This is a genomic window from Lentzea sp. NPDC051213, assembly GCF_044455585.1.
GTDB lineage: Bacteria > Actinomycetota > Actinomycetes > Mycobacteriales > Pseudonocardiaceae > Lentzea.
The window spans coordinates 231071-257529 of sequence record NZ_JBITEX010000009.1; the positions used below are offsets into that span (position 1 = coordinate 231071).

General features: G+C 65.1%; 28 protein-coding genes. 21 read left to right on the forward strand and 7 right to left on the reverse strand.

The features are described 5' to 3' along the window. The first annotated feature begins 12 nt into the window (after nt 1-12). The 15 genes from ACIA8G_RS35305 (at nt 13) to ACIA8G_RS35375 (ending at nt 10670) form a co-directional block, all read left to right on the forward strand. Nucleotides 13-483: a hypothetical protein gene (locus tag ACIA8G_RS35305; RefSeq protein ID WP_396423078.1), complete on the forward strand. Its 471-nt coding sequence runs from the start codon at nt 13-15 to the stop codon at nt 481-483. A gap of 81 nt (nt 484-564) precedes the next feature. After that, nucleotides 565-1002 carry a hypothetical protein gene (locus ACIA8G_RS35310; RefSeq protein WP_396423080.1) on the forward strand — a complete coding sequence of 146 codons (438 nt, stop codon included), beginning with the start codon at nt 565-567 and terminating at the stop codon, nt 1000-1002. Nucleotides 1003-1150: 148 nt separating this feature from the next. Further along, nucleotides 1151-1651, forward strand: coding sequence for a GNAT family N-acetyltransferase (locus ACIA8G_RS35315; protein WP_396423082.1), 501 nt, complete (start codon nt 1151-1153; stop codon nt 1649-1651). 81 nt (nt 1652-1732) lie between these two features. Next, entirely contained in the window at nt 1733-2794 is a 1062-nt protein-coding gene (locus tag ACIA8G_RS35320) for a DUF3560 domain-containing protein (protein WP_396423083.1), read from the forward strand. Between the two features lie 204 nt (nt 2795-2998). Continuing rightward, nucleotides 2999-3475: a hypothetical protein gene (locus ACIA8G_RS35325; protein WP_396423084.1), complete on the forward strand. Its 477-nt coding sequence runs from the start codon at nt 2999-3001 to the stop codon at nt 3473-3475. Between the two features lie 177 nt (nt 3476-3652). Then, complete coding sequence (locus ACIA8G_RS35330) at nt 3653-4021, forward strand: hypothetical protein (RefSeq protein WP_396423085.1); 369 nt, start codon at nt 3653-3655, stop codon at nt 4019-4021. Beyond that, nucleotides 4018-4659: a hypothetical protein gene (locus ACIA8G_RS35335; protein WP_396423086.1), complete on the forward strand. Its 642-nt coding sequence runs from the start codon at nt 4018-4020 to the stop codon at nt 4657-4659. Before ACIA8G_RS35330 ends, ACIA8G_RS35335 begins: the two co-directional genes overlap by 4 nt. Nucleotides 4660-5003: 344 nt before the next feature. Then, entirely contained in the window at nt 5004-5171 is a 168-nt protein-coding gene (locus ACIA8G_RS35340) for a hypothetical protein (protein WP_396423087.1), read from the forward strand. Then, complete coding sequence (locus ACIA8G_RS35345; protein ID WP_396423088.1) at nt 5171-5848, forward strand: formyltransferase family protein; 678 nt, start codon at nt 5171-5173, stop codon at nt 5846-5848. Before ACIA8G_RS35340 ends, ACIA8G_RS35345 begins: the two co-directional genes overlap by 1 nt. After that, nucleotides 5845-6705, forward strand: a complete 861-nt coding sequence (locus ACIA8G_RS35350) for a formyltransferase family protein (RefSeq protein ID WP_396423089.1) — start codon at nt 5845-5847, stop codon at nt 6703-6705. The genes ACIA8G_RS35345 and ACIA8G_RS35350 overlap by 4 nt, the downstream gene beginning before the upstream one ends. Nucleotides 6706-6866: 161 nt before the next feature. After that, on the forward strand, nt 6867-7127 hold the full coding sequence (locus ACIA8G_RS35355; RefSeq protein ID WP_396423091.1) for a site-specific integrase: 261 nt from the start codon (nt 6867-6869) through the stop codon (nt 7125-7127). A 188-nt stretch (nt 7128-7315) separates the two neighbouring features. Beyond that, on the forward strand, nt 7316-7645 hold the full coding sequence (locus ACIA8G_RS35360; protein WP_396423092.1) for a hypothetical protein: 330 nt from the start codon (nt 7316-7318) through the stop codon (nt 7643-7645). Next, on the forward strand, nt 7638-7943 hold the full coding sequence (locus ACIA8G_RS35365) for a hypothetical protein (protein ID WP_396423093.1): 306 nt from the start codon (nt 7638-7640) through the stop codon (nt 7941-7943). Before ACIA8G_RS35360 ends, ACIA8G_RS35365 begins: the two co-directional genes overlap by 8 nt. Before the next feature lie 103 nt (nt 7944-8046). Further along, nucleotides 8047-10056 (forward strand): DNA ligase D, encoded by a 2010-nt coding sequence (ligD, locus tag ACIA8G_RS35370; protein WP_396423094.1) that lies wholly within the window; start codon nt 8047-8049, stop codon nt 10054-10056. A 368-nt stretch (nt 10057-10424) separates the two neighbouring features. Beyond that, nucleotides 10425-10670 (forward strand): hypothetical protein, encoded by a 246-nt coding sequence (locus ACIA8G_RS35375; protein WP_396423095.1) that lies wholly within the window; start codon nt 10425-10427, stop codon nt 10668-10670. Nucleotides 10671-10891: 221 nt separating this feature from the next. Here ACIA8G_RS35375 and ACIA8G_RS35380 read toward each other — a convergent pair whose 3' ends face one another. The 5 genes from ACIA8G_RS35380 to ACIA8G_RS35400 all read right to left on the reverse strand — a co-directional run bounded on the left by ACIA8G_RS35380 (nt 10892) and on the right by ACIA8G_RS35400 (nt 13745). Continuing rightward, nucleotides 10892-11152 carry a hypothetical protein gene (locus ACIA8G_RS35380; protein ID WP_396423096.1) on the reverse strand — a complete coding sequence of 87 codons (261 nt, stop codon included), beginning with the start codon at nt 11150-11152 and terminating at the stop codon, nt 10892-10894. 142 nt (nt 11153-11294) lie between these two features. Further along, nucleotides 11295-11720 (reverse strand): hypothetical protein, encoded by a 426-nt coding sequence (locus ACIA8G_RS35385; RefSeq protein WP_396423097.1) that lies wholly within the window; start codon nt 11718-11720, stop codon nt 11295-11297. A gap of 263 nt (nt 11721-11983) precedes the next feature. Next, the gene (locus ACIA8G_RS35390; protein WP_396423099.1) at nt 11984-12592 is read right to left on the reverse strand and encodes a DUF2637 domain-containing protein; all 609 of its coding nucleotides are present in this window, start codon (nt 12590-12592) and stop codon (nt 11984-11986) included. Then, nucleotides 12589-13209: a helix-turn-helix domain-containing protein gene (locus ACIA8G_RS35395; RefSeq protein WP_396423100.1), complete on the reverse strand. Its 621-nt coding sequence runs from the start codon at nt 13207-13209 to the stop codon at nt 12589-12591. The genes ACIA8G_RS35390 and ACIA8G_RS35395 overlap by 4 nt, the downstream gene beginning before the upstream one ends. Then, complete coding sequence (locus ACIA8G_RS35400; protein ID WP_396423101.1) at nt 13206-13745, reverse strand: hypothetical protein; 540 nt, start codon at nt 13743-13745, stop codon at nt 13206-13208. The genes ACIA8G_RS35395 and ACIA8G_RS35400 overlap by 4 nt, the downstream gene beginning before the upstream one ends. Before the next feature lie 1502 nt (nt 13746-15247). Between ACIA8G_RS35400 and ACIA8G_RS35405 the strand changes: the two genes are divergently transcribed. From ACIA8G_RS35405 to ACIA8G_RS35415, 3 genes are read left to right on the forward strand one after another with little or no spacing between them, the layout of a single operon-like run. Continuing rightward, nucleotides 15248-16858 (forward strand): hypothetical protein, encoded by a 1611-nt coding sequence (locus ACIA8G_RS35405; RefSeq protein WP_396423102.1) that lies wholly within the window; start codon nt 15248-15250, stop codon nt 16856-16858. Nucleotide 16859: 1 nt separating this feature from the next. Continuing rightward, a complete protein-coding gene (locus ACIA8G_RS35410) occupies nt 16860-18860 on the forward strand; it encodes a hypothetical protein (protein WP_396423103.1) in 2001 nt (666 codons plus the stop codon). Nucleotides 18861-18863: 3 nt separating this feature from the next. After that, nucleotides 18864-20072: a hypothetical protein gene (locus ACIA8G_RS35415; RefSeq protein ID WP_396423104.1), complete on the forward strand. Its 1209-nt coding sequence runs from the start codon at nt 18864-18866 to the stop codon at nt 20070-20072. Nucleotides 20073-20224: 152 nt separating this feature from the next. Here the strand turns inward: ACIA8G_RS35415 and ACIA8G_RS35420 are convergent, their stop codons facing one another. Together ACIA8G_RS35420 and ACIA8G_RS35425 are read right to left on the reverse strand one after the other, a co-directional pair. Then, the gene (locus ACIA8G_RS35420) at nt 20225-20539 is read right to left on the reverse strand and encodes a hypothetical protein (protein ID WP_396423105.1); all 315 of its coding nucleotides are present in this window, start codon (nt 20537-20539) and stop codon (nt 20225-20227) included. 200 nt (nt 20540-20739) lie between these two features. Next, the gene (locus ACIA8G_RS35425; protein WP_396423290.1) at nt 20740-21336 is read right to left on the reverse strand and encodes a tyrosine-type recombinase/integrase; all 597 of its coding nucleotides are present in this window, start codon (nt 21334-21336) and stop codon (nt 20740-20742) included. Between the two features lie 1144 nt (nt 21337-22480). On the opposite strand from ACIA8G_RS35425, the gene ACIA8G_RS35430 reads away from it, so the two are divergent. From ACIA8G_RS35430 to ACIA8G_RS35440, 3 genes are all read left to right on the forward strand, one after another. Then, nucleotides 22481-23134, forward strand: a complete 654-nt coding sequence (locus ACIA8G_RS35430; protein WP_396423106.1) for a hypothetical protein — start codon at nt 22481-22483, stop codon at nt 23132-23134. Continuing rightward, nucleotides 23131-23691, forward strand: coding sequence for a hypothetical protein (locus tag ACIA8G_RS35435; protein WP_396423107.1), 561 nt, complete (start codon nt 23131-23133; stop codon nt 23689-23691). The genes ACIA8G_RS35430 and ACIA8G_RS35435 overlap by 4 nt, the downstream gene beginning before the upstream one ends. A 1137-nt stretch (nt 23692-24828) precedes the next feature. Next, nucleotides 24829-26409 (forward strand): hypothetical protein, encoded by a 1581-nt coding sequence (locus ACIA8G_RS35440; protein WP_396423108.1) that lies wholly within the window; start codon nt 24829-24831, stop codon nt 26407-26409. The last annotated feature ends 50 nt before the right edge of the window (nt 26410-26459 follow it).

Genomic DNA, 26459 nt, shown 5'->3' on the forward strand with positions numbered 1-26459 from the left:
AGACACACACCCATGCAGACGATTACCGCGGCCCCCGTGATCACCTTCGGCCTGGTCTACGGCTTCCGGTCGTACACGGCGATCTGCCCGCAGTGCGACCACAACACCAGCGAACGCACCCAGGAGCAGGCGCAGACGCGGGTCACCGACCACGTGTGCGCCCCGGAGAACGTGCGCCTCGTGGCGGCGGTGTGGACGCTCAACGCCGAGGGGCAGATCGAGGTGGCGTGGACGCGCGACGTCGAGACCGAGCCCGTTCCCGCCGCCCAGTGCGGGTACTGCCTGGAGTACGGGCCGTTCGGCGAGGTCTGCCCCGGCGCGGCCGCGCACGCCGAAGAGCAGGTCGACCGCGAGGAATGCCTCGACGGCTTCACGGCGGCCGCCGCGCTGTTCCCGGTCCCCGAGTACCTCACCGACCACATGGCCAGGACGGAGATCGAGACGCGCCTGCGCAAGCGGGTCGCAGTGCCCGCTCAGGACTGACCAATTCCTCGTGTGGCCCGGGGTGTCGCGATCTCGGGCCACACGCCACCGCGACACCCGCCGACGAACGGAGAAACCCTGATGTCCACGACTCCCGAGCTCGAACTCGTCCCCGTGACCAGGAAGCTGCGCCACTCGACCGCCACCACCGGTGACGGCGACGTGACCACGTCCCGGTTCTACTGCCCCGCGTGCGATGAGGAGGGCCACGTTCGCGCCACCACGTTCACCGCCGCGCGGGACCTCGAAACGCACCGCTGCGCCCCGGACCGCACGCAGACCGTGGCGGTGGTGTGGATCGAGACCCCCGGTCTACTGGATCGGGTCGTGGACTGCTTCGCCCCCGACGAGTCCTGCTCAGACTGCCCGCAGGACGGCGCCGCCATGGCCGCCCAGGCCTGGCGCGGGCAGCTGGGCGCCGCCGTGAAAGCGGGCCTGTTCGTCGTTCCCGCGTTCATGACGCCGAGCGAAGCGGCGGCCGCGATCGAGATCCGGCTGGCCGAGCGCGACGACAGCTGAGCCGCACGGCCCAGAAATGGGAGGAGGGGTCGGCAAGCCCGCCGGTGAAGGCGGGGTCGCGATGCCGGCCCCTCGTGTAGTCCCGCGACAACCCAGCCAGAGCCGGGACGAAACCACAGCTCGGCATTCTACCGCCACGGAAAGAACCATGAGCATCCTGACCGACCAGGCCGACACCCCGGCAGCCGGCCACATGCCGCCGCCCCGCCGCCAGCATGAGCGCTCGGCGCCGGCGCACCACGACGTGCGGATCGTGCGGTATCCCGGCGAGTCGCCCACGCACACGGTCCTCGTCTGCCGCCAGCACGGCCAGGACGTGGCCCAGGTCAGCGCCTGGGACTGCGGGGACCGGCTCTACATCGAGCACGTGCACACCGAACCCGCTCACCGTCGGCGCGGCCACGCCGCACGGCTGCTGGCCGCGTTGTTCGCCCGGTACCCCGGCCGCGTGGTCGAGCTGTGCGCCGCCGCGTTCGAGTTCCCCGGCCTGGTCGCCGAGCACCCGCCGCCGGACACCGCGACGTTGGCGGCCTGGTATCGCAGACTGGGGTTCCATCCCGTCGGTGAATACCTGGTCCGGCCCGCTGAACAGCGCGGACGCGTGAAACAGGCACCCTCTCCGCAGGTTCACACACTAAGTCTGCTATAGTTTTTCTTGCCGGGTTCGGGTGTCGCGACCCGAACCCGGCAGACCGCGACAACGCACGAACCGAAAAGGGACGAACCAACGATGAACAACACGACCGAGCACACCGAGACCACGGCGCCGGACCAGGTGCTCGACCAGGCCCAGGAACCAGACCTGGTGCTGGGCCACACCAGTGCGGACGGCACGACCGTGGTCGGGTCGCGCAAGGGCGACGGGGTGCTCGCCGCGCTGCGCGGCACCGGTGTGCAGTGGCGGGCCACGCGCGACGGCGTGCTCTACATCCCGCGCAGCCGGGACAAGGCGCCCTACCGGTACCGCATCGAGCAGGCCGCCACGGCGTTGCGGGAACTGGGTTTCACAGTGTCCGTGGAGATCGATGGCACGCCGCGCGACGCCGCACAGGTGCGGGCGGACAAGCATGAGCAGGCCGAGCGGCGCGCGGAAGCCCTCGACGGCAAGGCTGCGCGGCTGAGCGCGGCGTCCTCGGCCGCGCGGGCGACGGTCGACAGGATCAGCGAACGCTTCGCTGGCGGGCAGCCGATCCTGGTCGACCACTACAGCGCCCCGAAGGCATTCCGGGACCGCGACAGGATGCACGCCAAGACGCGCCAGGCGATCGACCTGGACCAGCAGGCGACCACCACGGCGTGGCGCGCTGACGCCGCCCGCACGACGGCCGCGAGCCTCGGCAACCCGATCACGCTGGCCCGCCGCATGGCCACGGTGCAGACCGACCTGCGCGGGATCGACCGCGAGCTCGCCGGGAACGTCCGCCGCCACCTCGACGGCCACGGCAACGAGTACATGCGCACCGTCACCAAGCCCGCCGAAGGCGCCTGGCGGACGCAGCTCCTGGAGCGCCAGCAGCACCTGCAGGCCGAGCTGGAGCACTCCCGCGAGCTCTACGCCGAGCACGTACGCGAAGGCCGCGCATGGGGCGGCACGGTCGCGGACATCAAGCCCGGTGACCTGGTCAAGACCCATAACGACTGGGGCGTGGTCGTCAAGGTCAACCCCACGACGATCGTCGTCGACACCGTCCACATGGCGGGTCTGAAGCGGCCGCACTTCGAGATCCAGGACCACCGGCCACGCCCGGCCGGTGACGACGCGAACGCGACTGCCGGGAACACCACGACGTAGCCGCTCACGGTGGCGTGCGGACGACCTCCGCACGCCACCGCAGCCGAGCGACGACACGGCAAGTCCGCCGACCTGCGTAAACCGTTCCTGCACAGGTCGCGTTTGCCCTGCGCTCACGATCTCTGCTATAGTTATTTTCGTTGGCCAGGGTGTCGCGACCCGAACCAACGAACCGCGACAACTACACAGAGGGGAAACACACTGATGACCGCAGCAACGGTGGTCGAGGCCCAGGTGGCGTTCGTGCAGTCGACCGTGGTCACGGTAGCCGGGGAGCAGTTCGGCGAGATCGACGTGCAGGGCTGGGGAACTCCCGATCCGATGGTCAGCCTGCAGATCGGGCCGGTGTTGTGCCGGATCGGTCAGCCGCACCTCACGGTCCCACACGTGGCCGGGGTATGGCGGGGTGCGGCGGTGGTGGCCCAGCGGCTGCCCAAGGCCCTGCCCGCCAGGGTGATCGGGCGGCCGTCGCTGGAGCAGCTGGTGACCGGAGTCGTGCTCAAGCTCTCCGCGCAACCGGGGACCTACGCGCGGCTGGTGCCGCCGAGGAAGCCCGCCGGGTGGCCGGTACTGGAGATCCGGGTCGGCCCGGTCACGTGGCTGCTGCTCGACCAGGCCGCGTGGAACACCACCACCAGCATCTGGCTCAAGGCACTTGACATCGTGAAACCGGAGAACTGAGCGTGAGGGGGACCCGGCACCGGGTCCCCCTCACCCCCGGTTGTCCACAGCTGCGGAAGTTGTCCACAGATCACGCGGGTCGCCACCACGCGTCCCGCGCAAGACGAGACGGTGAGACCGCACACCGACCGCCACACGTCGATGACCGAGCACGACCCGCGACCCCAAGGAGGAACTATGGACCCGCACGTCTGGCAGCTCGTCGTGGAGCACGACGACCCGCCGCGCCGGCACACTGCGCACGCCGGGCACGTCCACGACACCGCCGGCCGCGTTCTGGGGACCGGCGCCGCGGGGACTGGCGCCGCGGGGACAGCGCTCGCCGGCGGCACAGCCTCGAGCGCGGCCGATGCGCTCGAGGAGGCGTTCGACGCCGCGGAGATGCGCGTGCTGCGCGGCGAGCTCGGCGCGTTCGTGCTGCTGCTCGACGGCGAGCAGATCCGCATCGCCCCGTCCCCCGATCCCGCCTGCGTCGACCTCAACCTCGCGATGCTCGCCGGCCTGCGCCACGAGCTGCACCTCGAGCTGCAGGGGGCCGGCCGATGATCCGCGCAGGACGTGACGTCGTCGACCGCGTCGAGATCATGCAGCTGCACGGCCTGACCGAGTCGCAGGGAAACCGCAACAAGCCCTGGCGCAAGGCCGGCCACCCGGCCCCGGTGGGCAGCCAGCGGCAGCTGATGTGGGACAAGCAGCAGGCCACGGCATTCGCCAACGGCGAGCCGATCCCCGCACTGCCCGACACCGACGCCGGCGAGGACCTGCTCGACCGGATCGAGGCCGCGCAGTTCGCCGGCATGAAGCCGGCCGCGTGGGAGTCCGGCCACCAGCGCGGCACGTTCCCCGCCCCGGACGACCACAAGTTCGGTGTGCCGCACTGGTACCGCAGCACCATCACCGCGTTCCTGCAGCAACGCGCCGAACGCGCCGCGAACGGCGGCTACAACCCCACCGGCCGGCCCAAGGGCACCACCGGTAGCCGGCCCGCCAAGTCCCTCGCCCTTGAGAAGCGGATCCGGGCCCTGCTCGCCAAGCGCGTTAGTGCCGGCCAGCCACCCCTGAGCAACGTCGACCTCGCCCAGAAACTCAAGGTCAGCGTCGGCACGTTGCGGTATCACCTCGGCCACATCAACCGCGAGGACCAGGCCGACGGCGCCGACGTCCAGCCGGAGAAAGTGAAGTGACACAACCCGACGACGCGCCCTTTCCGTGCTGCAGGAGTTCTGCCGTGCGGTCCGCCAGCCCGCCTCGACAGCCGCCGTCGACAGCTGGAGAAGGACTGGCCGTGCGCGCAGACCTGGACGCCCTGGTCGTGGCTCGGTGGCGCTGACCGGCCGCACCAGTCCTCTATGACCAGCGGGTTCATCGCCCGCGTTAGGTAGACGATCTCGGCAATTCCACGGATGTGCGGCACCGCGCCGTCCGTGACGCTCGCGACCTGGATTCCAACCTGGCACACGGCCTCGCGGTCGAGCAGCGGCACCAGCGTGTCCCTGCCCCGCCGGGCCTGGGGGAAGGCAGGACGCGCATGCAAGGCACGCCATACGGCCAACGAGCACGCCGGACACTGGACACGATCCGGATTCGGACCGGCACGGCGCTGCTGGTCGTGCTCTACCTGGTCATCGCGGCGGCCGCGCCGACGTTCTGGCGCTCACCACGACCATGCCCGGCCGGCGCGAAGGCGGGCCGGTGATGGACCCCTACGTGCTGCTGGCCGCCCAGCCGCGCCGAATCGGCCTGCTCGACGTGCTGCTGAGCTGGTTGCGCGGGCACGGCGCCGTGCCCGCCACCAACATCAGGATCATCGATGTCCCCGACCAGGACGTCGTGCTCGCGCGCATCGAGTTCAGCTGTCTGAAGAGCGTGGACGCGCTCACGGCGGACCTGCGCGGCGTCGCCGGCACCTGGCCGCTGGAAGCCTGGCATCTGCAGTCACGGCGCCGGCCACGGATCCTCGTGCTGGCCAGCCTCGCCGACCACTGCGCGCACGAGCTGCTCGCGCTGCACCAGCGCGGCCGCCTGGCCGGCGACATCGTGACCGTCGCCGCCAACCACGCGGCGCTGCGCCCGCTCGTCGAGGCCTACAAGGTGCCGTTCGTGCACCTGGACTGGCCGGTGACCGGCGGCGACCCCACCGACGTCGCGGCCGCGCACACCGAGCTCACCGAACTGGTCAAGGCCACCGGCACTGACCTGATGGTGATGGCCCGGTTCATGCAGATCCTGCCGCCGGCACTGTGCGAGCTGGTCCCGGTCATCACCGTCCACCACGTTAGGTCTGCACTTTCGCCGTGTCGCGCACTCGCGGTGGTTGCGATCGCTCTGCTGCTGTTCTCTCGCTGGGAACTCCGTGCGGAGGTGCGCCGATGATGCGGTCGTACGTAGTGATGATTGCCGGCCCCTGCGACACCGACTTGCGGGGTTCGCTGGAGAGCTGGCTGCGTGGCCTCGGTGCGAGGCTGGGCACAAACGTCCGGGCGTTCAGCGATCGAGACAAGAAGTTGGCGTACGTCAGGATCGAGTTCTCGTGCCTGGCCGGGCTGCACGAGCTCCAGGCAGATCTTGAGAGCCGCGTATCTCACTGGTTGCTGGAGGCCTGGCAGGTTCAAAGTCTGGAACGCCCGAAGATCCTCGTGCTGGCCAGCCGCACAGACCATTGCGTGCACGGACTCTTGGCGTTGCAGCAGCAAGGACGTTTGGACGGTGACATCGTCGCCGTCGCGTCCAATCATCAGCTGCTGCGAGGACTTGTCGAGGTCTACAGCGTGCCGTACATCCACATCGACTGGCCAGCGGACCCTGACGGCGCCGTGACCGCACACGCCGAATTGGTGCAGCTGATCAAGCGGACAGATGCGGATTTGGTTGTCATGGCGCGATTTATGCAGATCGTGCCGGAGGAGGTGTGCCGGCTCGTAACGGTGATTAACGCCCACCACGATGACACTCAGCGCCACCGGGGCGCGAACCCGTACGCCCGCGTTCGTCAGTACGGCAATCGCACGATCGCCGCCACTGCCCACTACGCCACGAAGGTGCTGGACGCCGGCCAGATCATCGCTCAGGAGTCCCGCAACATCGATGGTCTCGGGCCGATGCCGTCTACGAGCGAGTTAAGTTCAGAGGGCCGCCAGGTGGAAGTCACCGCGCTGCTCACCGCGGTGAGGAGGCACGTGCGCGGAGAGGTGTTCGTGCTCGGCGACCGCACCATGCATTTCCCGGCGTGACGGGGCGGCGGCCGTGTATTAGGCGTGCACTTTCTCTGTGTCGCACGTCCGGTGCTTGGGTCATCGCGAACGCCGAGGTAGCGCGTTGTGCGCTGCGGCGTAACGGGTCTAGCTTCCGCCGTCATGCACGTGATCATGTTTCGATCAGACGGCTGGGAGTCGTGGGACGTCGAGTTCGAGCCGCTGGTGCGGACCGGCATGCGGTCCTCGTGGACGACGACTCGCTGTTCGAGGACGGGCCGAGGTGCCCGCGGCCGGTGGTGGCGGCGAACCAGTGGTTGCGCGAACTGCCGACGTCGGGCGCGCTGTCGCCGAACACGTGGGAGGCCTACGCGCGGGCGCTGCGGGACTGGCTGGTGTTCCTGGATGAGCGCGGCGTCGGCGCGTTCGAGCAGCGGGATCGGCTGCATCTGGCTCCTTAGAGGCGCTTGTGCACGACGAACGCAGCTTCCGCACCGCGTGGCGGTCGTCAGCCCCGACCGAGAACCGATCCGTACGGCAATCCGACTCCGATACTCGAGTGCGGCCCGGACTCGCCCCTCAGCCAACACAGGGCGCCGCACGCGTCCAGCCGAACATATGTGCGAATACGGTGGTAGCTTCTCACGTCATGGATCGGCAGCTGCTCGAACCGTCCCAAATGGACGGAAACCTCACCTGCAGGTACGACTCAACCGGCCAGCTGGTCGCCGTCTTACCAGCGAGATGCAAGCTCGGCCGGCACACCCTCGGCCACTCCGAGTTCCGCGCGGTCGTGCGAGACGGTGAGGCTCGCATCCGCTGCCTGGCTTGTGCCACCGACAGCGTTGATCACTCTTGGCGGCTGACGGCCACGGCACCCGCTCCCGAGCGAGCCGAGCTGTCCGAGGAGCTCTACTTCGAGCTCGCCCTGCGCCGACCGCAGGCGGCACGGACTTCGAGCGACGGTCGACGTGCTTAGCAGCCCGTTCACCATCTGGGATGGCGATGATGTGCACGGCCGGAGGGCTGTGCTCACCGGCGTCGCGGTCAGCCTGGACCGCTTGTTCGCCCGCAGGCCCGGTGCCGAGAAGCACGTCATCCCCACTGGCCTCGACCTGACCGGCGTAGTGCCAGGGCGGCTTCACGGACGCTTCCCCGGCGTCGAGGGCGACTGGCTCGGTGTCGTCAACTACGAGATCGGGTACGCCGATGGCCGCCGCGACAAGCTGTATGTGGCCGACCAGTTAGTGCCGTTCCACGTGCTCCGGAAGCTCTAGATAGTTCTGGCGATCCCGATCGGCGCTGACGCGCGAAGTTAGGCCGATCGGGTTACCTTCGGATTCCCGGCGACTGAGCAACGTCCTGGGAGCGGAGGTCGCCATGCGTGTGGCACAGGACTCCGTTCCTGCCTGGATCGACCCGATGCTCGCCAAGCCCGACGGCGGCCACCTGCGCGAGGGGCCGCAGTGGGCGTATGAGTACAAGCTGGACGGCTACCGCGTGGCGATGCGGATCGCCGCAGACGGCACCACGATGCTGACCAGCCGCAACGGCCTCGATCTCACCGCCGAGTTCGCCGAACTGATCGGCGTGCTCACCGCGGCGCTGCGAGGGCGCGCCGCGGTGCTCGACGGTGAGGTCGTGGTCTACAACGAGGCGGGCCAGATCGACTTCGGCCTGCTGCAGCAACGACGCGGCCGCTTCCAGAAACACCGCACCGCCAAGCGCGACGAACCGTTCATCGACGTTCCCGCCCGCTTCCTGGCCTTCGACCTCCTGCAACTCGATCACCAGCTCCTCCTCGGCCAGCCGTACGAGCAGCGGCGCCGCCAGCTCACCGAACTCCCGATGCCCGATCTGTTCAAGGTCGCCGTGGTGCCGTCCTTCACGGCCGACGAGCTGGCCGCCGAACGCCTGACCCCACAGCGGCTGCTCGAGCGCGTCGCCGCGGAAGGTCACGAAGGACTCGTTGCCAAGCGCCTCGATTCCCCTTATATCCCAGGCAAGCGGCCCGACTTCTGGTGCAAGCACCCGCTGGTGCAGACGTGGGAAGTTGTCGTATGCGGATGGCGGCCCGGCCAGAGCGGGTTTACCGGCACCGTGGGCGGCTTGCTGCTCGGCGCGCACGACCCGGACACCGGCGAGCTGGTCTACATCGGTGACGTCGGCACCGGCTTCACCCGGCTGGACCGCGATCAGCTGCGCGACCGGCTACAACCGTTGGAGCGTTCCAATCACCCCTTCGCAGCCACACCCCCGCGTGAGGATGTGGTGCGAGCCCGGTGGGTGGATCCGGTGCTGGTCGGCGAGGTTCGGTTCCGGCAGTTCACCCGCGGCGATGACGGCCGGCTGCGACACACCGCGTGGCGTGGCCTGCGCGCTGACCGCGATCCCTCCGAGGTGACCACACCGCAACCTGGTCGCCCCAGCCCACAGCCTGCCGCCGAACTGCCCGAGATCGGCAGCCGCGTGACGGTGAACGCGGGCGGGCGCACGCTCACGCTGTCCAACTTGGACAAACCCTTGTACCCGGACGGCACGACCAAAGGCGAGGTCATCGCCTACTACAGCCGGATCGCACCGGTCCTGCTGCCGCACCTGCGCGACAGGCCAGTCACATTCGTCCGCTTCCCCAACGGGGTCCACGGCCAGATGTTCTTCCAGAAGAACACCGACGCAAGCGCACCCGGCTGGCTGCCAACCGTGTCACTGCGCGGCGGCGGCTCACGACGTAGAGCCGACGCTGACGAGATCGTTCGCTATCCGCTGCTGGAGGAACTCGCTGCACTCGTGTGGGCCGCCAACCTTGCCGCGCTCGAACTGCACGTTCCTCAATGGACTGTTTCTGACGGTACGCCCAACTTGCCGGATCGACTCGTGTTCGACCTTGATCCCGGACCCGGTACCACGATCGTTGACTGCTGCCGGGTAGCTGAACGGCTGCACCAGGTGCTTGTCGCCGATGGGCTTATGCCGGTGGCCACCACGTCCGGATCGAAGGGTCTGCAGATCTATGCGGGCATCGAGGTGAACAGCGCGCAAGCTCCGTCGAACTACGCGAAAGCAATCGCGGCAGCCCTCGGGAGGGAGGCACCCGAGCAGATCACGGCCAACATGGCGAAGTCCCGCCGCGAGGGCAAAGTGCTCATCGACTGGAGCCAGAACAGCACCGCCAAGACCACCATCTCGCCCTACTCGCTGCGCGGCCGCGACGAGCCAACCGTCGCCACACCAGTCACCTGGACCGAGATCCGCAACTGCCGAAAGCCGGAGCAGCTGAGGTTCACCGCAGACGAGGTGCTCGATCGGGCTTCAGACCTTGGTGACCTCTTCGCGCGGGTCGAACAGGACCGCGCTTTGGTTCTGGCTGATTCTGGCGATTTGGCATAGATCTGACGGGTGCGGCGAGGGCCTGCGGAGCGAGCTCCACAGGCCCTCGGGGTAGGTGATTGGGGCGTCAATCCGTTGCACCGCTTCATCCAACGCGTCGTGCTGGAGTCGGGCGCCACGCCCTACCTGGCTCGTAGTGCCATCTTCACCTGGTTCATTCCACCCGCGTGAAGGGCGAACGATTCCAAACGAACCGCCGAGCGGCATACCCCGTCTAGCCGCTGAGGACCAAGTCGCGACGAGACGGTAATCGTTCAGTTCTTCACCCGTTCCGGTGGCGCGATTCGGACGTAACCGATCGCTGGTGAATGCTTGCGCGTGTGGTGCCGCCTGACCATCCCTGTGATCTGTGTGACGAAACGGGCACGATGACCTGGCAGCAACCGGTGCCCGGTCCAGATGGCGCGCTGATCTTGACCGAGATGAAGCACCCGTGCGTCAACGGATGTTCGGGCTGGTTCAAGGTCCCTGCCGCTGAATGCGGCAACGTCGTGGCACCCGACGCGGCCAACGCGCTGAGGGCGGGCAACGTCGCCAGCGTCAACCAGGAGCATCGCACTGAGTGGTTCCGGGCCGTGGGGCCAGACAACCACCCGGCCACACCACCGATCTGATCGCCTGATCGGCTGAACGCCTGCCGGTGGTGGTCGTGTGACCTGCGCCGACGTCACTGCGATGGCCCGCAATCTCGTCCCCGCGGCGGGGAGGCCAACTGCGGTCGGGATGGTTAGCAGCGTGGTTCTCCGCGCGCCGGCCATCCACCAGAGGCCATCAAGCACGAGGCGATTGGCGGGGCACGCCCGGACTCTCGCGCACGAAAGGTGGCGGCTGTACTTCACCAAGGACGAACTGGGGCTCCTGCGTCCATTGGCACCCGTGCCGCGTGGCGCGTTCTCGATCTGGATGGTGTAGCCGCCTGCGCCAACGCTGTCACGACGGCGGCGATCACCGGCCAGCCCACGCCGGGAACCAGCGGCCACAACACGGACTCGGTGATCGCGAGCAGAACATTGATCACCCCGGCCGACAGCAGCGCGGCCACCGACGTGGTGAGCACCAGCCACGCCCCGATGCACGTCAGGTCCCGTTCCGCCATCACGGTCCCTTCCTATTCCCCCAGGTGTGGGTGTATCGCCGGTTGTTGCGCCCTGGTTACGAAAGGAGGTACGTGTGCATGTCCATAGAGTCGCAAGAGCCCTTCGCCCGCTACGTGCAGTGCCTAGGTTGTGGTTGGGAAGTCAGTCGTGGCCGATGTGCGAGGCGGCACTGTGCGCGAGCGCGATGTGGGAGTGCACGGACTCCAGGTGCTTGCGCGCGAATCTGACGAGCTGCACGACCTCGCAGGTGGTGGCGGCGGCCGGGCGGTCACGTCGGTCGTCGTAGGCCTTGGCGGTATTGCCGATGCGAGTCTCTGCGTCGCAGAGCTGCTCCAGGACCTGATCGAGTCCTGCGAGAGTGCCGCTGAGCGCGCCGAGCACGCGGTAGACAGTCGGCCCGAACTTGAGCGTCGTCTTGCCATTGCCGGGGCCGGTGGCATTCCCGAGATAGGTCACCAGTTCGTCGATCGCGCGAGCGGCTTCCATGACGGTGTCCGAGGAGTGCGGACCGTCGTAGAGCCAGTTCTGGCCGACGAGCTCGCGGCCATCGAGTTGCTTGGTGCTCATGCTGTTGCGCCTTCCTGATTGTTGGTCGTGTGGTCGGCAAAGCAGGTTCTGCAGGTGCGTGCAAGCGGGTCGACCAACTTGGTCGCTGACATCGCCGAAGAACGAGCGGCTTCGGTCGGCCTGGCCGGCTGGTGACGGCGGTGTCCACTGGCGGAACGTGGTCGGGTGTTGGCGCGAGGGCGCCAGGCGAACACGCCAGAGGAGCGCCGTGCCGGGCGCCGCTCGCGACCTGGGTTGCGCCTCAAGTCGCGTGCGGAGCGCATCTATGTGCGCTCGGCAGCTCGCTTGGATCGACTGATCGTCAACAGGGCGAACCCTGAGATCACCATGAGGCCGTCGAGTACCAGGGGGCCGACAGCAGCCGCCAGCGGTTCGTAGTGCCACGCGATCAGCACATCTCGCAGGTGGCCGTACGAGATGATCGCGGACCCAAGGGCGACGACGCCGATGCCGCCGAACCGAGCGAGGATCCAGAGCCAGCCACCTGGCCAGCGGACCCGAGAGAGCACTTCGATCGACAGCAGCAGCCCGATGGGCCAGACCGCGGCTCCGATTTGTGGTGCCAGGCCTGGTGACCAACCGGCGGGTTGGTACTGGGCCGGTAGCCAGGTGCTCAGCACGTTGGCCGCGATGGACATGACCGAGCCGAAGACGAACCCGGCCCACGCGACCAGTCGGCCGTCGGCGTTTCCACTGGTGCCAGGGCTGGTGTCTTCTGGCGCCAGCTCCGCCAGGGCTTTGCGGACGGCGTGATCGGTGTCGCCAGTCATCCGCACCAGGGTGGGGCGGCCTGGCGCGGGGCGGCCCTCGGCGAGAGCCTTGTCCAGCGCCTGCCGGACCTGAAGCACAAGATCTCCGTTCGTAGCGGTCACCGGTGCGCCTCCGCCGGGTGCGTCATGCGGGGGTGGCAGCGGGGGCAGAAGGTCGAGCGGGACCTCTCCGAGTCCAGCCACACCACTCGTGCCGAGACGGGGTCGCTGGGGCGGGCGTCGCACTGACCGCAGGGCCGTTCGAGGTCGCGCACGGGACGGTTCCCTGGACGGTTAGGGACGGTTCGGGGGCAGCTATTGCCCCTCGTGCTGCCCTTGTTTGCCCCCCGCTCCTGCAGTGTTTGCCCCTCGTGCTGGTCGACGGGAGGCAGTGCTTGCCCCTCGTGAAGCACGTTGTCCACAGCTACGTAGAAAGGTCGTAGCGCTAGGTCGTAGCCCTTGGGCCTGCGGTCTGCGCGCTTGATGTGTGCAGCGACGATGTCCGGATCGGACGATCGGATGAGCACGAGCTCTTCGAGCGTCCGCAGCGCGTAGCGGACAGTGCGCTCGGACAGGCGCGTGTAGTGCACGAGGGTGTCGATGGAAGGGAAGGCGTTGCACCCGTCTGGGCCGGCGTGGTTGGCCAGCCCAATGAGAACCGCGGCGAGGCTGGAGGCGTCACGCCGGTCTCGTGGGATCGGCGCGACGTTGAGCGCCCAGTGGATCGCTTCGATGCTCACCAGGACGCCGCCTCGGCGAGGTGGTGCAGCGTGTTGGCTTCGGTGTCGGTGAATCCAAACCTGCCGGTCTTGTGCCGCAGATCGTTCTGACTGGCTACCCAGGTGTGGAATCCGTCCTTGGCCTGCAGTTCGGTCATGCCGATCGCGTCGCTGATCACCGCCCAGGAGCTCGTGCCGTCAGCGCCGGCACGAAGCAGCTGGGCCACGACGCACCAGCGGCCGGAGATCACTTCCCGCGCAATGTGCGTCGCGTAAGTGAGTTCGCTGAGCAGATCGTCGACCTCTGGCGGGCGCTGGTAGGCCGCCGTCGCAAGAAGGCTTCGCGTCCGTGCCGCGGACCACTGCTCGATCAGCTCTTCGAGCGGCAGGTTCGGGACGTCGAGCAGGCTCCGGATCGCCTCGGTGTTCGTAGCACCACCTTCGCTGCCTGAGGCGCCGGTGGGCTTGCGGTCGTGATCTGTACTACCCATGTGCATGTCGGAAACCTCCGAGGTCCAATGCCCGGCCTCGGCGCGCGCGAGAGCTACCGAGGTCACTTTGGTTCTGGCTTGGCCGGTCCGTTGTGGACCGTGGAGGTCTGTCTGGGTTGCCCGTATGGGTGCCCTGGGGGTGCCCGGACGTTCAAGAACTGTACGAACGCCTACGGACTGTGTGGACGCGATCGACGTCTGATCTGCACAGATACGGATTCAGCGGACTGAGTCGGACGCAGAATCACGTAGTTCGAAGGACTACGGATCAGAAGGTTACAGGTTCGAATCCTGTCGAGCGCGCCACACAAACCCCAGACAGACCTCGGTCTAGCTGGGGTTTTGCTTTGCTCTTGATCATTTTCCTGATCTTCGAATTCGCCGTGTGGATCTTGTGGGTGCCCGAGCGTTCTGGGTGGCCAGGTTTCCTGGACGGTGTCCGAAGCAGGGTGGATCGTCTTCTCCCGCGCGTCGCGGGGCACCCTGGGCAGCGAGCTCGTGCACAGGGTTGCCGGCGGTCTGGATCTGCGAATGACCCAACGTTTCCTGAGGCACCTTCACGTAGATCCTGTCCGTCAGCGTCGCCGTTGCCTCCGTGTCGGAGGTCGTGGAGTTGGATTGGTGGCAGCCTGGTGGGGCGTGTGCAGAGCCGATCGGGGAGTGTCGATGGGTCAGATGAACCGTTTGGGATCTCCATAGATATCTCTCGATTCCGAGGAAAACTTTCGACGTAGCGTCGAGCCCGTCCACACATCTTCCCAAGCGACCAGAGCCGCTTCGTTATCCCTAGGCTCGCATTGCTGGTTCGCCAGGTTGTTGAGGGAGGAGGCGAGGTTGTGTAGGAATGCGTTGGGATTGGTGTTGGCGAGGGTGCGGTAGTGGGTGACGGCTTCGGTGATGCTGGCGAGTGCGCCGGCCTCCCAGGTTCCGTGGCTCGGCTCAGGCGAGCGGAACCCATGAGCACGCAGTGCCTCCTGGAGCTAACCGATTCGTACGAACGGCGCAACGGCCAGATCTAACGACGAAGAACCTGCCAACAAAACGAGCCATAACCGATACAAATAGACGGTCGGCCACATGGAATACGCGTACAACATGACCAGTGACGACACTTTTGAGCATTAAGACCCTAGTCGAACGCCGACTGGCCGCGTTGGATGACATGCGTAAACCAGCGCCGTTTGCAGAGTCGATCTGCACGATTGGCGTAACGCTTGATTGATTCGGACAACTCTACCGCAGGTCACTCTTACGTGAGGGCGAGATCGCACAATATCGGCGCCGCAGTCGTTGATCATGTTAGTGCCGGGAGTCGACGCCAACACGTCAACCGAATTCGACCGATCCTACACTTCCGGCGGACTGACCGCCTCGAACACGTACGCCACTACCGCCCCTGCTTCCCTCGATCTCACCAACTACCTGGTCCGCTTACTGGAAACCAGCGGACTCAGACCCCGACTATGCCCGCGAGCATAAGAGCCGCTGATGCATCCAGTATGACTTTGTCAGGAAATTTAGCTTGAGCCTAGGCTGAAAATCTTCGTCCGTATTCACGGGGGCGCGACATGTCCGAACAACCGATGGAACCTGGTGCCATCGAAGAAGGCCCGTCGGTGCCCGGACCACCGACGGTCGAGGCACCAGTCGAGCGGTACGGCGCTGCGGTCCAGCAACTGTTCGACAGCGACCATGTCGTGCGAGAGGCGCTGCGCGACAAGCTGGTCGACATCACCGCCGAATCTCTGGAACTGCGGGCAGAGGCGGCCACCGCCTTCTCCGGCTTCTACCCAGGTCGGATCTCGGAGGTCGATCGCTGTAAGACAACCTACTTCGCGTCAGGCGACGACCTGTTCGAACTGCAGACCGTCCAGACCAACGGAGCGCTCGAGCAGCAGAGGGCGTCGTCGGAAGGCGGGCGGTTACGCCTTCACCTGACGCCAGCTCTGCTGGAGACCATCGACACCAGCGACGCGAACGACCAGCGTGTCGGATGGGTTCCGCTGACTGTGCTTCTCGAGCGGCTGCGCGACTCGGTGCCGCTGCCGCCGTCCGATCCGCTATCGGTCTGCCACGCGGAGGCACAGGCCGACGATCTGTTGAACGCAATCACGACGCTATCGACACCGCGCGACCTAGGCATCGATCAGGCCGCCGGGCCACCCAAACCCCCGAAATCCCAGGATCCGCCGAACGACGAACCAAACTGGCCCGAGGTGCTCACGAAGATCAAGGAGCTTCTCGCGGCGATGCGGACCCCGGAGACCGCCCCGGCCTTCGAGGTGCCTGCTCGTGCCGACCAGAGCACCGTCCGCAAAGGCCTGGCCACCTTCGAACTGCGTTCCGGCCCGGCCGACGTCACGTCGTACCACGACTTCACCAGCCTGCGGATCGCATTCCAGGGCGTGTGGACAGAGGTCTTCGACGGGAAGCTCGAATCGACCGGCCGGCAACTGTACGAGGAGGCGGTCAAGCTGAAGACCTTCGCCGGCCTCGACCCGGAGGCGCAGGGCATCGACACCCTCGATGACCTCAAACGCCTGATGGAGGAGGTGCGCGACCTCGCGCAGATCACGGTCGACGCCACACCCGGTGAGGTTCGGCCGGCTGTGTCTGGTGGCAGCCCGGTAAGCCAGAGCACGACCGCCGTCGACGTGGCGAAGACCGTACTGCTCGGCGGCCCGACCGGCGATCCGCTAGCCGACGCCATCCTCAACCCCGGCGGCGCGCTGATCGAGGCGATCGGCAACCTGTTCGCTGGCAAAACACAACTGACCTGGGATTCGTTCCCCGGCCCCCTACCCGTCGGGAACGACGTGATCGTGGTGCGGTTCGAACCAGACACCGCCCCCGCCGGCACCGTCGAGATCGTGATCGAGAACGGCCCCAAGGCCTGGTGGTGGAAGGGCATCGAGTTCCGGGAGTTCGACACCCGCGGGAACGAGATCTCGAAGTTCCGCATCTCCAACGACCCCCGCGACACCGGCGTGTGGCAGCAGAGCAGCTACAACCTGCTGCCGCTCTACACATCGCAGCTGCAGAACGGCGTGCTGGAGTTCCAGAAAGCCGCGCCCGGCATAGGTTTTGGCGTCCACACCGGGTACTACCTGCTCGCAGGTCTGCCGGACCAAATGCCCGACCGCATGCGGGTGATCTTCCGCTGGGAGAAGGACTCCTGACATGGCAATCGCCGACGGAAACGGCACTGGGACATCGCGCCTCGAGAACCTGCTGCGCGACCTCGACCGGATGCTCAAACAGCCCTACGCGTTCGACGTCTTCGCCGCCGACTCGGTCAACTTCGGCGTCCTGACCACCTACCGGCAGACCTGGGAGTCGCAGAGCTACCAGGTCGGCGACCTGATCACCACCATTCCACTGGCCCCGAAGGAGGTCCAGCGCTACACCACGCGCCGGGTCGACAAACGGAGCCGGGCGCAAAAGGAGGTCGACGACAACCTCCGCACTCAGCGGAACGAGACAGCTGACACCGGCCGCGCCGAGTCCGAGATCGTCGAAAAGGCTTCCAAGAAGACGAACTTCCAGCTGACCGCGAACGAAAGCTTCGGCAGCGACCAGACGATGAAGGTCACCGCCGGCCAGCTCGTCGCCGGGTCGCAGGAGAAGGAGTCGCAGAAAACCAAGCGGACCTTCCACGAGAACGTGCACAAGAGCGCCCAGGAGTACCGCCAACAGCACCGCACCGAGATCGACACGGTGGGCAGCACGGAGCTCGAGGAGACCTCGTTCCGCGAGATCCAGAACCCGAACGACGAACTCGCGGTCACCTACCTGTTGTACGAACTGCAGCGCACCTACCGGCTCCGGGAACGACTGCACGGCTTAATCCCGGTCGCGCTGGTCGCGAACGACGTGCCGGCCCCAGATGCGATCGACGACTCGTGGCTGGTGGCTCACGACTGGATCCTGCGCAGGGCCCTCCTTGACGACTCGTTCCGTCCCGTCCTCGACTACCTCACGAAGAGTTTCGTCGGCGCCGAGGTGAACATCGCGATCCTCGAGTCCAACGCCGAGGCTCAGAAGAAGGTCGTCGAGGCGCTCGGTGTGCAGGTGCGGTCTCAGATGGGCATCCTCAGCGCGAGCGAGCGGGACGTGCTCTCCGCCGTCCAGAGTCTGGGTTCAGCCGAAGAGCAACAGGGTCTGATCGACATCGTGAAGGGGATCTTCGACCCGCTCGGCATCGCAGGCACCTCCGAGACCGGCGCGGTCGACGCGGCACAGCTGATGGTCGACTACGCGAACGAGACACGCGATCGGGCCGAACGCGAACGTGCCCGGCTGCTCGACCAGTTCACGCTGGCCGTGAGTGCGTTGCAGGTGGCCATCGACAAACTCTCGGTCGCCGTGCGCGAGCACTACGACAACGTGGCCGCGATCGACCGACTGCGGGTGCACGTGAAGGACAACGTTCTGTACTACATGCAGGCGGTGTGGAGTCACGAACCACCCGATCAGCGATACTTCCGGCTCTACAACATCGACGTCCCGATGGTCGAGTTCGCCTCCGACGGCGTCATGGTCGAGGTGTTGAGGGACGGCGGCAACCTCACCGACGATCTGCTGGGCCGCGAGGTCGGAGCTGTCGAGCTGCCCCTGCCGGAGACCACTGTGGTGAACCGCAAGCTGGTCGATGTCGCCGATCTCGACGAGGTGCTCGGCTTCAAGGGCAATTACACGATCTTTGCGCTCAAGGAGAACAACTATCTGACACTGCGCATGATGCAGGAATATCTCGAGGTCGGCGACGACTTGGTGCTGCGCGACCCCGACGAGTTCGGCGAGCTCACGGTCGAGGAACTCACCGGACTGGCTGCTTGCCTACACGAGCGGGAACCGGAACGGTTCGAGGAACGTTACGAGCAGATCCGGGCCGCGCTAGTGGAGAAGCTGGCCTCCCCCCGGGCCGGCTCCGACCTCGTGATCGTGCCGACGTCCTCCTTGTACATCGAGGCCCTCGTAGGCACGCATCCGCTGCTGGAGGACTTCAAGCTGATCCACCGCGCCCTCGACGTGAAGAAGGTCCAGGCCGATGTGCGGCATCAGGAGCTGGAAAACCTCCGCCTGGCGAGGCGCTTGTTCGCCGGGAAGGACGACGACCCCGACATCGACAAGCACATCGTGGTGAGCGATGGCACCGGCGTCGTCGTCGGAACGGACTGAGCGGTGGCGCAGGGTGATCTGGATCCGCGCAGGATCGCGGATCGAGCCGTTCCACCGCGGGATCGAACGATCGATCCCGGCAAGGCCGCAGCACTCGAGTCGGCGCGCCTGCGGGCACTGGCTCCCAGCACCTATGGGCGTCCTACCGGCGGCCGTCCCGAGCAGCAGGCCTTCGAGACGTTCTCCCGTCAGTACGGGCAACTGGAGAAGGAGCGCCACGTCTGGCGGTTCGCCCGGGCAGACGGCTCGACATACGAGACGAGCTGGACCGGCCTGGGCACCGGGACCACGGCCCGAGCCTGGGCAAGTCAGACCGGCCACAGCGTCGTCGGTGAAGTGGTGGCCGGCCCGGCCGAAACACCCCTCACCCCGCCACCGCTGATCACGGCGGAGCCGAGGATCGACGACACTCAGCGGGCCACGTCGAACAGACTCGACGCTCCGCCCCGGACGCCGCCGAAAAGGAAGGTGGTTCGGCCGATTCCCCCCAGCATCGTCGGCTCGCCGAGAAGCGCCCGACTCCTGGGTCCTCTCCAGCTAGAGGTCTTCGCCGCCGATCCAGCCCTCGGTGGGATCTATGCGGATCCGACCCTGACGCGTGAGCAGCGGGAGAGGAAACTGGCTTTCGGCCATCCGGCATTCGCGTTGTGGCTGCTGTCGTCTCTCACCAAGACCGTGACCAACTTCCTGATTAATCTCGGCGTGCCCCGGAATGACGACACCGTGCTCGCGGCAGCCGGGATCATCTTCCCCGGCCAGTCGGCCGACGACCGAGGCACCGTTCGTGGAAACGGCAGCCAACAGAATGCCTTCCGGCACACATTCGGCCAGGCCATCATCACAAGAGAGTACGGGCGGCAGCGCGCCGTCGAGGTCGGATTCGCACACGAAAACAATCCGGTCATTGACACGACCCGTCGGTCGTTCAAACTCGCATCCACGCCTGGGAATGCGCTCTTCGAAGCGGACACCGTCGCCGATCAACTCAACAACGAGATCGGTCGCCGCATCGCCGAACGCCTCGGGCCGGGGGCAAGCAACCTGGACCTGGCGGGGGCGGTGCTCCGTGAGTTCCGTGATGAGGGTCTGTATGTTGCGACCTTCGACGTGCCCGGCGAGGTCAGGCTGTCGCGGCAACCGCTCACGCCGACGGAGTTCACTCGGATGATGCGCCTACTCAAGACCCTGAAGGAGAACGGCCTGAAGCGCTAGCTGCTTGAGCCCGTTTGTTCGTGCACGATCGACCGCCGCCGGCACACCAGCGCCATGCCATCGGTTACTCAATGCAAATCCGCTCATCGGGCGAATCTGTGCTCGAGGTACGTCCGCTCATCGGCATGGCCGGACATTCGTCCAGCGCGTGCCTATTTTGGTTTGGTGAGCCGGACGCGGGCGTCGCCGAGGTGCTCGAGGTTGAGGTGCGGGGGTACACCCTTCGGCCATGGCGCAAGCTGGTGGGCGACAAGCCAATGGCCTACGTCCGCGCTTCGCAATTCGGTGCAGGCTCGCCAGAACGAGGCGGACAGGGCCACGTTGGTCACGCCATAGGGACCAAGGTCGATCTCAATGGATGTCCATTCGCGGCGGAAGTGCTGATCTCGATCCGCGGCGGAGAGCCGCAGTCCGTAGCCCGCACCGGAGAGCCGTGGCGATCCGTTGCTCCATCCTCGGACGATCATCCTCGATCACTCCTTCCTGGCTTGCCAGTTTGGCCGCCATCATGGGCGCCTGCGATACGACGGCCCGGTTCGTTGCAGGTGTGTTGTCAGGTGGCTGAGGCCATGTAGGCGGCGAGGATGTAGTTGGGGTGGCGGTCGAGGTTCATGCGGGCGCGGTGGTATCGCATGGTGGTGCGTGGGTCGGCGTGCCGGGCCGCGATTTAGACGTCGCGAAGATCGACTCCGGCGTCGAGCATGGTGGTGACGTAGGTATGTCGTAGTAGGTGGGGATGCAGTGGAGGCAGCCGTACTACGGCGGCTTCGGCCAGCCGTCGTAGCCGGCGGGTGGCGCAGTGTCGATCCATCCGCCTGGCGCGCCGATTGAGCAGGATCGGCCCCGCTGACCGGTCGTCTACGGCGTGGTCGATGGCCCGTCCGACCGCGAGAGGCAGGGGCACGAGGGTCTCTTTGCCGCCTTTTCCGTGTACGAGCGGGACCCGGTGGCCGTGTTCTTCTCCGAGATCGTCGGCATCGGCGTGGCTGGCTTCGGAAATGCGAGGCCGAGCAGTCCCAGCATCGCGATCAACGCGAAGTCGAACTTGTTGGTTGACTCGCGTGCGGCGGCGAGCCGGGCTTCGAACTGCAGGTGTGAAAGCCCGAGCACAGGTGATTCGTTGGGTACTCGTGGTCGGCGGACGTAGTCGGCGGGTGAGTGCTCGAGCACTGTGTCGATCACGCAGGTCCGGTAGAACCCGGTCACGACGGCCATGCGGCGCGAGACTTTGGAGGGCTTGAACCGGCGCACTTCCTGCATCCAGCGCATGTACAACTCGATCTGCGCCCGCTGGGCCGCCAGCGGCGGGAGATCACGCTCGACGCACCAGGTGAAGAACAACCGCAGATCGGGCTCCGAGTGCAACCGGGAGACACCCGTGTAGCGGCCGAGATACGCGGCAGCCGCTAACCGCAGCACAACATCAAGAGACGACGCATCTGTTTGAGTCATGCCTCGACGACAGGCGACACTCGGTGTGCCAGCTACCCGATCACACCCGCTGCGGCATGACAGTGCGTTGATCAGCGGCGTGATCCGGCACTGCTCGCGACCCCTACGTAGCAGCAGCATCGATGGCGAGTCTTCCTGGATCAAGGTCAACGGTGTCCACGTGTGTACCTCGCGGATCAACGCATCACAGTTACGCCAACGCTGAGGAGCCCGCGGAGGCGCACCGGTGACCGCAACGAACGGTGACGTCGTACTCCAGGTCCGCCAGGCGCTCGATGACGCACTCGCCGCAGGTAGGCCAGCACCAGGCCGCCCTACCCTCGTCCGCCTGACCGGCGCCACCGACCACGAGCGTTTCCTTTCCGCCTTTGCCATGGCTCTGTCCATGGTTGCGTGATCAACTGACGGTCGAGGTGATGTTCTACGTGCATCTTGCCGTCCCACAACTCGTCAGGAACGACCAGACCGGGGACGACTGAGAGCGCATCGCCGACGTCCTGCAGTGCGTCTTGATCGTCAGCGTAGGTGGGGCCCGGCAGCGAGACCCAAGCTTCGTCATCAGACGCTACCGAGGCGATCTTGCCGTCGGCGAACTGGATGACAGTGTTACGCGGATGAGGGCGTCGGCGTAGGCCATAGTCTCGGTTTCCGGGTCACCGCCGAGATGCAGGCGATTGACGGTGGCTTCGGGAACCTTGGTGAGATCACCTCACTGAGCAACGCCGTGATCAACTACGAGCAGCGATCATGATGGCGCCGACTGATTCTTCCCACCGCTAGATCAACTTCCCAAGATAGTAGTCCGAAGGCACACCGCCGGCGTTGCGGCGCAGCCTCCATGCGGTCCTTGCGTAAATCAGTCTTCGTAACGACCGGCCTCCAGGTCTCGATACCCCAGGTGTGGATCTAGACCCACCTGGCGGCTCCAGGCATCCAACATGCGTCGAGGTGAGGTAATGGCTGGCAGCCCAATAATCGCGACGGTAGCCGTGAGGGTTCCGCTTGAAGAGAGCGTAGCGAAGGCCAAGGTCGAGGAGTTGTTCCCGAACTCCGAGGCCGCATTGAAAAGGTCTCTATTCTATAAGCAGATGACTAAGTTTGAACCCTTGCACTCGAAATTCTTTGTCTCCGCATATCACGATAAGAGCAATTTCACAGTCATCACGAACTTCCAATACGAAGAAGTGGTGGATAGTCAGACACTAAGTCGCTTCGACATTCAGGTGGAACCCGGTATCGGTGTCGATACCAAAGGAGCAGTCGAAGAGATTTGGCGGCGACTCCTTCACGCAAAACACTTAATTCACAATGGCGAGCGGCCACAATTTTGCGGAGCGGCGATCACTAGCGGAGGTTCCGAGATCATTACGGGGCGCCGACCATCGTTAAGCGGCTTAGTAACGGACAGCTCTGAGTTGCGACTACCTGTCCTTGTCGGTGCCATGTCGATGGCCACCTTGACGATGGGGCTCGTTCTAGGCATCGTACCCGCCGCGCAGATTCCCGCTGCGTGGTGGGTCGTGGGCCAGCTAGTTGTGCCGGCCGTTGCAGCCGTGGTGGTCGCGGTTGCGTCCAATCGAGGCAAGGGAATTTCCTGGAGGATCGAATGAAAGAATTCGAACTTGAGAGAAAAATCGTTGATGAGGTCGGCAAGAGTTTACGCCCTTCTGGATGGAGGCTTAAAGAGGCGCCGCTCGACAGTGGGTTTGATGTCATTGCCACATCCCCGAAGGGAAATCTCTTCCCAATTGAGATCAAGGGAGGAAAAGGGGATCTGGATGTATCGACGGTCGTACGTTTTGGGTCGAGCGTCAAGGATTCGACCGACAGCGGTAAGCTTGACGAGTACGCGAATCTGTCGAGCTTGACTGGCAAGCAAATCGACGAGGTTGGCGTCAAACCGCTCATTGTAACCTCACGCCAGTTGCCACCTGCAACTTCCGACTACGCTTCGCGACTGCATATCGAAGTCGTCACCCCGGAGAAGTTAAAGTTTGGCGACAAGACCGAAGTGGCCCATGACGAGATAGGCCAACTGAAGGAGAGACTGCTAGATAGCCTCAAAAATTGGGACACTCGGATTCAAGATAAAAAGGAATTAGGCACGGACTCAGCCGAGCCTCGTTCGATCCCTAGCTGGTACAGATTCAAGCGCCCCGACGAGTGAATAGAGAGGGGCTGTAAGGCTTCGGTACCAAGATGCGACCGCGTCGGCGACGGCCACACCGTCTCGATCTCCGGCTTCACCACACAGCGCACCGCAGGCAACTACGCCGCCGACACCGAGAGCGACCACCACCGCAACACCTGGTTTGACCCCACCCGCGGCCGCAGCACCCTCGCCGAATGGGTCACGACACGTGGCGTCGACGTGGTGTCCGGCTTCTTGATGCGCGGCGGCGAGGTTGGCCAAGGTGAAGGCACACGATCAGCGGCAGAAGAGGACGTTCGAGGATTGCCGCTGTCACTGGCTGTAAGAGAAACGAAGATCAGCGAAAAGCAGGTGGTTGAGCCGCCGTCGAAGATGCCCTGTCTTGCTTTGGTCGGGGGCGTCGTCGGGCGTGAGCAAGGTGAACCTGAGTGAGGTCTCTCCGCCTGCAGCGGCCGTCAGCGCAAAGTGCACCTGATCGCGTGGCCTGCTCGGCCACAGCGATGACCACACGACTCGGTTGGGTTTGTCTGCTTCCATGACCCTGGGGGCGACTTCGTCGGGCAGCAAGCTGAGCCACGGACGAGTTCCTGGCCGATGCGGCTCCACGAGTGACTCCCAGACGACAGAGGGTGGTGCCGGCAGCCTGCGTGCCCTCGAACCGATCTGGATCATCCCGCTAGCGTAGGTCGATCTACCCCGGCGTACACCCCGCATCGGCATGAGCGCGTCTCTGCTCGGCACACGATCAGCGGCATGAGAGTGCGTTGCTGGAAGGTTGGTTCACGTGGAATTTCATTGGCCGTCGATGTCTGGCGCGTTCATGGTTACGAGTCGACCGGTTGCGGCGATGATGCTGATGTGTCGCGCCGTGGCGGGTCGTGTGCAGGCGTAAGTGCTGACCTGGTAGCTCGATGAGGGCATCAAGCGACCGGGTCAGCGCTGGAGATCGGGAGAGGCTGATCTCCAGCGGGCTGCTCGAGGCGGCGAGCTGCTACCTGGTGGTGGTACCCAATCGGCGAGTTTCACTGTCGTTCGAGTTCGCGCTCGATCAGGAGGTGCTCGAGGACCCACTGCAGCGACTCCGACTAAACCTGGAGACACGTTGTCGCTGACATAATTTGTTCACCATTTCGCCTGCTATTAGGAAACTTCATGTCAGTCTTCACTCCTGAGCACGGCGGTGTTGTCTGGACTGCTCTCGGTATTATGGAACAGGCGCTGGCGCCTCTTGTTGATCAAGAGATGTGCAAGGTCTTTGGTACGACCGGGTGGTTTGGCCGATTCAAGGAAATCAGAGACAGCGGTATCTATGGCAGTGGTCGTCTAAACAAAGGCGACTTGACGCTGAGTCTCCGAATCCTGGCAGATCCAGCATATCTTGCCTGTTCGGTCGGTCGAGATTTGAGATCGGAACTCCTCGTAAATCTTGTTGCAGCCCGCAACGCCTGGGCGCATGCGAGCAAGCGAAAGGGCCTGGAATACGCAAAGGAGACCCTGGAATGGGGTAATGAACTCCTGCGGAAACTCGGTTTCGCATCCGAGGCAGAAAAGGTGCAGCATCTGCGGGAGAGCCTTGATGGCAATGTCAAGGATGCACTCGTCATGCCGCAGCAGTCTTTGGCGGGAGCCGTTTCGGCGCCCCCGGTATCCGGTGATCTGCGTGCCCGCCTACATGGACTGACCCAGGTTTGGGCGCAGGACGTTAGCCAGTTCTTTGACGAGTCCGTACGATTGTCGTTCGCTGGCGAGGTGCTAGCGCTCGTTGATCAGTGCGCTATGAGGGGCTACTCTTCGAGAGATGGCAGTTCGCCCGGTTGGGTTCAGCGTTCTGGTTGGTTCTTTCCGCCGGCACTGGAGTGGAACGAGCATTTCGTTCTACTTGAGGGTGTCGATAACCATGCGGAGGCTGCGGAACGAGCCCTTACTGTACGCGCACCAAGTCATGGCGGCGTTATACTTCAAGCCGCCATGCCGCTTGAAACGATGTACATCGACCGGGAGCCGCGCGGGTGGCGTATTAAGGGTGATAGTTTCACGATTGCGGCGAGCAGTCTGACTCGCGTTTCGGACGACCCATGGACGCTAGACCTGACCCGCGATGGCAGGTTGACGAACATGCTTGACCCTACTTGGCGCAAGCGCATGCCGTCAGTCGGCCGAGGGCATGAGATCATTGGCAAACGCGGTCATCGACTCGCCGTGCTAACCACCGGGCCCGACAGTGTAGCGATTATTGATCTGGTGAGCGGGAAGTGTTGGTGGAGTAGGGGCAGTCGCGACAAATTCGTCCTCCATGATGACGGTCATATCGCCCTTGAGGAACACGTTATTAGCCGCTTCACGCTCAATGGACGCAGGCTCTGGATTGCAACGGCAGAGTGCTCGCGGCTGCTAGGTGTCTACGGCCAGACCCTTTTGGCGGGTGACGCCCATAAAAACCTGATGGGATTCAGTATCCAGAATCCGGATGTACACTGGATCGAGATCGCTCGTGGCGACCGTGGAGTCCGCTACACCGCAGGGAACGGTCTTATTGCCTCGTGGGACTCAACGGTGTGTCGTATCCGTGATTGGGGCAACGGAGCTGAACTGGCGACGATTGGCTACCGCGGTGGCATCGCGGATGTGCAGGTGATCTCAGGAGCACGGCTGGCGGTTCTATTCCGTCCTGCCATCTTGGCAGTGCTGGCTCTCAACCGCCGGGCGCACGACTTCATTGATCTGTCGGTGTGAGAGTTGTCTGGTTTGAAGCGTTCTTTGTCACCGTGAGACATCGTCGTTAG

Coding starts and splice junctions, on each gene's coding strand:
- ACIA8G_RS35305 (WP_396423078.1), top strand. CDS start 13: ATGCAGACGATTACCGCGGCCCCCGTGATCACCTTCGGCCTGGTCTAC.
- ligD (WP_396423094.1), top strand. CDS start 8,047: ATGCGTGTGGCACAGGACTCCGTTCCTGCCTGGATCGACCCGATGCTC.
- ACIA8G_RS35325 (WP_396423084.1), top strand. CDS start 2,999: ATGACCGCAGCAACGGTGGTCGAGGCCCAGGTGGCGTTCGTGCAGTCG.
- ACIA8G_RS35375 (WP_396423095.1), top strand. CDS start 10,425: ATGACCTGGCAGCAACCGGTGCCCGGTCCAGATGGCGCGCTGATCTTG.
- ACIA8G_RS35440 (WP_396423108.1), top strand. CDS start 24,829: ATGTCAGTCTTCACTCCTGAGCACGGCGGTGTTGTCTGGACTGCTCTC.
- ACIA8G_RS35360 (WP_396423092.1), top strand. CDS start 7,316: ATGGATCGGCAGCTGCTCGAACCGTCCCAAATGGACGGAAACCTCACC.
- ACIA8G_RS35345 (WP_396423088.1), top strand. CDS start 5,171: ATGGACCCCTACGTGCTGCTGGCCGCCCAGCCGCGCCGAATCGGCCTG.
- ACIA8G_RS35350 (WP_396423089.1), top strand. CDS start 5,845: ATGATGCGGTCGTACGTAGTGATGATTGCCGGCCCCTGCGACACCGAC.
- ACIA8G_RS35380 (WP_396423096.1), bottom strand. CDS start 11,152: ATGGCGGAACGGGACCTGACGTGCATCGGGGCGTGGCTGGTGCTCACC.
- ACIA8G_RS35410 (WP_396423103.1), top strand. CDS start 16,860: ATGGCAATCGCCGACGGAAACGGCACTGGGACATCGCGCCTCGAGAAC.
- ACIA8G_RS35315 (WP_396423082.1), top strand. CDS start 1,151: ATGAGCATCCTGACCGACCAGGCCGACACCCCGGCAGCCGGCCACATG.
- ACIA8G_RS35435 (WP_396423107.1), top strand. CDS start 23,131: ATGAAAGAATTCGAACTTGAGAGAAAAATCGTTGATGAGGTCGGCAAG.
- ACIA8G_RS35330 (WP_396423085.1), top strand. CDS start 3,653: ATGGACCCGCACGTCTGGCAGCTCGTCGTGGAGCACGACGACCCGCCG.
- ACIA8G_RS35430 (WP_396423106.1), top strand. CDS start 22,481: ATGGCTGGCAGCCCAATAATCGCGACGGTAGCCGTGAGGGTTCCGCTT.
- ACIA8G_RS35310 (WP_396423080.1), top strand. CDS start 565: ATGTCCACGACTCCCGAGCTCGAACTCGTCCCCGTGACCAGGAAGCTG.
- ACIA8G_RS35320 (WP_396423083.1), top strand. CDS start 1,733: ATGAACAACACGACCGAGCACACCGAGACCACGGCGCCGGACCAGGTG.
- ACIA8G_RS35405 (WP_396423102.1), top strand. CDS start 15,248: ATGTCCGAACAACCGATGGAACCTGGTGCCATCGAAGAAGGCCCGTCG.
- ACIA8G_RS35420 (WP_396423105.1), bottom strand. CDS start 20,539: ATGATCGTCCGAGGATGGAGCAACGGATCGCCACGGCTCTCCGGTGCG.
- ACIA8G_RS35335 (WP_396423086.1), top strand. CDS start 4,018: ATGATCCGCGCAGGACGTGACGTCGTCGACCGCGTCGAGATCATGCAG.
- ACIA8G_RS35385 (WP_396423097.1), bottom strand. CDS start 11,720: ATGAGCACCAAGCAACTCGATGGCCGCGAGCTCGTCGGCCAGAACTGG.
- ACIA8G_RS35340 (WP_396423087.1), top strand. CDS start 5,004: ATGCAAGGCACGCCATACGGCCAACGAGCACGCCGGACACTGGACACG.